5 protein-coding genes are annotated in these 4744 nt (G+C 69.7%); 4 read left to right on the forward strand and 1 reads right to left on the reverse strand.

The window, feature by feature from the left end; all coding sequences use genetic code 11:
• Positions 1-17: 17 nt before the first annotated feature.
• On the forward strand, positions 18-617 hold the full coding sequence (locus tag EAW56_RS11040) for a response regulator (protein WP_095278383.1): 600 nt from the start codon (positions 18-20) through the stop codon (positions 615-617).
• Here the strand turns inward: EAW56_RS11040 and EAW56_RS11045 are convergent.
• Entirely contained in the window at positions 614-1804 is a 1191-nt protein-coding gene (locus EAW56_RS11045) for a multidrug effflux MFS transporter (RefSeq protein WP_122086573.1), read from the reverse strand. The two genes, EAW56_RS11040 and EAW56_RS11045, sit on opposite strands and share 4 nt — an antisense overlap.
• A gap of 17 nt (positions 1805-1821) precedes the next feature.
• On the opposite strand from EAW56_RS11045, the gene EAW56_RS11050 reads away from it, so the two are divergent.
• Genes EAW56_RS11050 through EAW56_RS11060 form a run of 3 tightly spaced genes read left to right on the forward strand, consistent with a single transcriptional unit; the run spans position 1822 to position 4711 of the window.
• Entirely contained in the window at positions 1822-2358 is a 537-nt protein-coding gene (locus tag EAW56_RS11050; RefSeq protein ID WP_095547100.1) for a pirin family protein, read from the forward strand.
• On the forward strand, positions 2359-3273 hold the full coding sequence (locus tag EAW56_RS11055) for an SLAC1 family transporter (RefSeq protein ID WP_233126980.1): 915 nt from the start codon (positions 2359-2361) through the stop codon (positions 3271-3273).
• A 37-nt stretch (positions 3274-3310) separates the two neighbouring features.
• A complete protein-coding gene (locus EAW56_RS11060) occupies positions 3311-4711 on the forward strand; it encodes an IS1096 element passenger TnpR family protein (RefSeq protein ID WP_122086577.1) in 1401 nt (466 codons plus the stop codon).
• Positions 4712-4744: the final 33 nt, after the last annotated feature.

Here is a 4744-nt window from a genome sequence, read left to right on the forward strand (position 1 = left end):
CAACGCAAGGAGGCACCATGATCAGGGTCATGCTTATCGACGACCACCCGGTCGTCCGCGCCGGACTCCGCGCCGTCCTCGACTCCTTCGGCGACATCGAGGTCGTCGCCGAGGGCGCGGACGGCACCGCCGAGGTCCCCGACGGCGTGGACGTCATCGTCTCCGACATCCAGATGCCCAACGTGGACGGCATCGAGGTCACCCGGCGCGCCGTCGCCGCGGGCGGCCCGCCCGTGCTCATCCTCACCACCTACGACACGCAGGCCGACGTGGTCGCCGCTGTGGAGGCGGGCGCGCTCGGCTACCTGCTCAAGGACGCGCCCGAGCAGGAGCTTCACGACGCCGTGCTCAAGGCCGCCAGGCGCGAGCGGGTCCTTTCCGCGCAGGTGGCGGGCGTGCTGGCGGAGCGCGTGATGCGCCCGGAGGAGGCGCTGTCGGCCCGCGAGATCGAGATCCTGAAAGCCCTGCAGACCGGTGCCTCCAACAAGCAGATGGCGGCCAGCCTGTTCATCTCAGAGGCGACGGTGAAGACCCACCTCATCCACATCTACTCCAAGCTGGGCGTGGACAACCGGACCGCGGCGGTGGAGAAGGCCCGCGAGCGGCGGATTATTTAGGCGGCGTCCTCGCTGAGCTCGTGGGTGGTGGTGAGCAGCAGCACCGCGGCGAGCGCCAGGCCGGCGCAGATGAGGGTGCCCAAGCCCATGGAGCTCATGTGGTTCGTGCCCAGCGCGACGAGCGGGGGCACCGCGCCGGCGACGAGGAACTGGAAGAAGCCGAGGGCGCCCGAGCCGGCGCCGGCGCCGATGTCTCGGACCTCCTCGATCGCCAGGGCGGAGGCGTTGGCCATGACGAACCCGCCCATGAAGGAGAGGACCGCCAGGAAGGGAAGTGCCCACAGGGAGGGCGTGGTGAAGGCGAAGGTGAGGAGGATGAGGGCGGCGATGGCGTCGATAAGCAATGCCCCGATGAGCAGCGTGCGGGGGTGGTAGCGCTTAAGCATGCGCATGTTCATCGTGTTGGACACCGGGATGAGCAGGGCCATGCCGCCGAAGATGAGCGCGTAGGTGGTGGCGCCCAGGCCGAGCTGCGACTGGAGGACCAGCGGGGACGCGGAGATGTAGGCGAAGAGGGCGCCGAAGCCGAGGCCGCCGGCGAGCATGAAGCCGACGAAGGCGGGGCGGCGCAGGCACTGCCACATGCGGGGGAAGAGGCTGCGCAGGGTGCCGGTGGAGCGGCCCTCGGCGGGCAGGGTTTCCGGCATGCGGAACGCCATGATGGCCTGGACGACGTTGATGGCGGTGAGGACCCAGAAGAGGCCTCGCCAGCCGACGACCGGCAGGAGCGCGCCGCCGAGGACCGGGGCGATCGCGGGGACAAAGCCGGTCAGCGCCATGAGGCCCGACAGGGCGCGGGCGGCCTGGCGGCCCTTGGACACGTCCGCGACCACGGCGCGCGAGACCGCCTCGAGCGAGCCAGCGGCCAGGCCCTGCACGAAGCGGGCGGCGACGAGCGGCCAGATGCTCGGGGACACCGCGCACAGGACGGAGGCGGCGAGGAAGACGGACGCCGCGCCGACGATCTGGGGCTTGCGGCCCGTGCCGTCCGAGATCGCGCCGAACAGGAGGTTGCCCACCGCCATGCCCAGCATGAACCCGGTGATGGTCAGCTGCGCCACCGCGGGCGACGCGCCGAGCTCGCTGGCCAGCGACGGCATGCCCGGCAGGTACATATCAATGCCGAAGGGGGCGACAGAGGAGAAGAACGCGAGGGCGACAAGCAGCCCGGGTGAAAGTTTTTGCACGCAGGTACCATACCTGTATGAGCACTGAGATGAGCAACGTAGTCGGCGCGTGGCGCTCCATCGAGGTACCGCAGGCGCCCGAGGCGCTGGGTGCCGCCGCCTCCGTCGAACTCTCCGACGGCGAGCTGCGCTACGGCGAGCTGGCCCTGCAATTTGCGGGGGCTGCTGGGGGCGCCGAGCCGTTTACCCCGGAGCCGTTCACGCTGCGCTCCGTGACTACCCGTGTCTCCGGGGAGGCGCGCGTGGTGGCCGGCTCCCTCTTCGGCCAGACCTCTCCCCTGCCCACCCCGGACTCGCTGGTCGCGGCGGTGCTCGCGCTCGAGCCCGGCGCGGAAGTCGCCTTCACCTGCGACGAGGCGTTGGAGTACGGCGTCGTCGCTTGCTCGGGCGGCATCGAGTACGACAACACCCCGGTCCCGGCCGGGTCCTGCGGCCGCACGCAGGCGGGCGCGTCCACCCACGCGGTGGCGAACACCTCGCAGGAGCGCGCGTACGCGGTGCTCCTCGGCGGCAACCCGGCGGACCGCGCTGGCGCAGCCCGTCCGTCCGAGTAAGTGCGCGGCACGCTCCCGCCGCCCGGCCCCGCGTGGGGCGGCAGCGTGATGGGCACCTCGCTGATGGCCACGCTCATGGTCACCAGCGGCTACCCGGCCGTGGCCTGGGTGTTCGCGGTGCTCGGCGCACTGATTTTCCTGGTGCTGCTGGGCGGTTTCCTGGTCTACCGCAGCCCCCGCTTCCGCCAGGACCTCATGGCTCCGTGGGCGATGTGGTTCATCGGCACGATGGCGTTGGGCACCGCGTGGACCAAGCTGACCGGCGCCGAGTGGTGCATCTTGCTCGGGTTTTGGGTGGGCGCGCCGCTGTGCGTGGTGGCCTACTTCAACCAGCTGCGCAGGTTCTCCGGGGTGCCCAACTTTGCGTGGGGGCTGCCCCTGGTCGGGCCCATCATGGCGTCCAATACGGCGGGGACAATCAGCGCGCTGACGGGCAGTCGGAGCTACGCCGTGCTGGGCATTGTCTTCATGGCTATGTCGGTGCTCGCCGCCTACCCGGTCTTTGCCCGCGTGTACGTGGCTGCGCTGCGCGGGGAGGCCGACATCAGCGGTCCGAGCGCGGCGACGACGTGGATTCCGCTTGGTGTGGTGGGGCAGTCGACGTCGGCAATCGCCCTGCTCTTCGGCGCCCGCGCGGAGATCCTCGTGGGCAGTGCGCTGGTGGCGCTGGCGGTGCCAATGATGCTGTTTGCCATGTGGCACTTCTACCCCGCCGTGGCCCGGTGGGTGGACTACTCGCCGGCGTGGTGGGCCTCCACCTTCCCCACGGGCGCGATCGGGATGGGCGGCTACACGCTCGCGCAGGCGTGGGGCATCGACTGGATGAACGCGGTGGCGACGATGCTCCCCGCGCTGCTGGTGCTGCACTGGGGGTTGTGCGCGGCGCGCTTCGTGTCGTGGCGGTGCGGCCATTAGCGGGTAAGGGTGGCCGGGCCCACGTAAGGTGAAGAGCATGATCATCACAATGCTGTTCACCGTGGAGGGGTCCCAGCCCGAGATCAGCCGGTGTGTCAACGTGGAACCACACATTGATCTGAGCCGATTGGCGCAGATTATCGACGCATCACTCGGGTTTTCGGGGGTGGCCGGTCACTTGTTTATTCACCAGGAGGGGGAGCACTCCGCCGACAACGAGGTCTACGCCGAGAACCCGGGCGCCGGGGAGCGGTCCATGACCTCCATGACCGTGGGCGAGATGCCGCCGATGCTGTACGTCTACGACCCGGCCGCCAACTGGAACGTGCACGTCAGGCGGCTCGGCGAGTCGCAGCTGGAGGGGCCCACTCCCCTGCTCATCCACGCGCAGGGGCCGGACGTGGTGGAGACCGCGAACGGGCCGGAGATGATGACGCGCTTCCACGAGGAGGCGCGGAACCTGGCCGCCGGGCTGCCGCCGAACATGGAGGTCACGCCGCTGCTGCTCAGCTACCTGCCGGTGATGACGCCGGAGCGGATGCTGGACCGGCTCAGCGTGGTCGACCCCGTGGCGGTGGCCACCCGCATGGGATTTGTTAGCGAGGAGCTGGGCACCAACCTGGGGGGACTCCCCGGCGGACCGTTCGACGGCGACTCCTTTGATGACGCCTTCGAGCAGGGGTTCGCGGCGGGCTTCGGGGAGGAGCCGGAGCCGACGCCAATGCGCGAGCTGATCCACAAGTTCCTCGACGACCGCCCGGACCTGCAGGAGATCCTGGAGACGGACCCGAACGCGCAGGACAACCCGGTGCTCGTGGAGGCGTTCTCGGAGTTTTTTGATCGCACGATCGCCGAGATGGGCGGCGTCGACGCGGCGATGGAGGCGTTCGGCGTGGAACGCGCTGAGGTCCCCGGCCCGAGGTCCGCGGACATGCACGCCCCGAAGGGATTCTCGCCGGTGCTCGCGCAGTACCTGGAGGTGCTCGGGCCGGAGGCACCGCTCACGGTGCGCGGCAACCTCAAGGTCGCCGTGGTGCGCGAGCTCGTGCGCATGCTGGGGCTGCCGGTCTACCCCACCCAGCCGCGAGAAGACACGTGGGAGGCGGTCCAGCTGGGTCGTGTGCTGCTCGAGGAGCTCGGCCTCGTGGCCCAGGAGGGCTCCAACCTGGTGCGCACCGCGGCCGGCGAGCGGTTTCTCAACAATCCGTCCCTGGCCGGCCACGAGGCGATGATCCACGCGGTGTTCGCCGACTACTTCTCCCCGTTTGTGTGGCGGCAGACCGTCGAGGTGCTGCGCAGCACCGACTCGTCCGGGGCCTCACCGATGGCGGAGCACACGCTGGACACCCTCATGGTGCTAGGCGGGATCTACGCGATGGGCGACGTCAACGTGATCACGGAGGAGTTGCTCGCGGTGATTGACCCGGGGGCTCGCTAATCGACGCTCACGCAGCCGCCAGCACCACGTAAA

It is taken from the genome of Corynebacterium gottingense (assembly GCF_003693265.1).
In the GTDB taxonomy this organism is placed as follows: Bacteria; Actinomycetota; Actinomycetes; order Mycobacteriales; family Mycobacteriaceae; genus Corynebacterium; species Corynebacterium gottingense.

What these genes read in the sequence shown, in the direction of transcription:
- EAW56_RS11040 (WP_095278383.1), top strand. Translation starts at nt 18, where the DNA reads ATGATCAGGGTCATGCTTATCGACGACCACCCGGTCGTCCGCGCCGGA.
- EAW56_RS11050 (WP_095547100.1), top strand. Translation starts at nt 1,822, where the DNA reads ATGAGCACTGAGATGAGCAACGTAGTCGGCGCGTGGCGCTCCATCGAG.
- EAW56_RS11060 (WP_122086577.1), top strand. Translation starts at nt 3,311, where the DNA reads ATGATCATCACAATGCTGTTCACCGTGGAGGGGTCCCAGCCCGAGATC.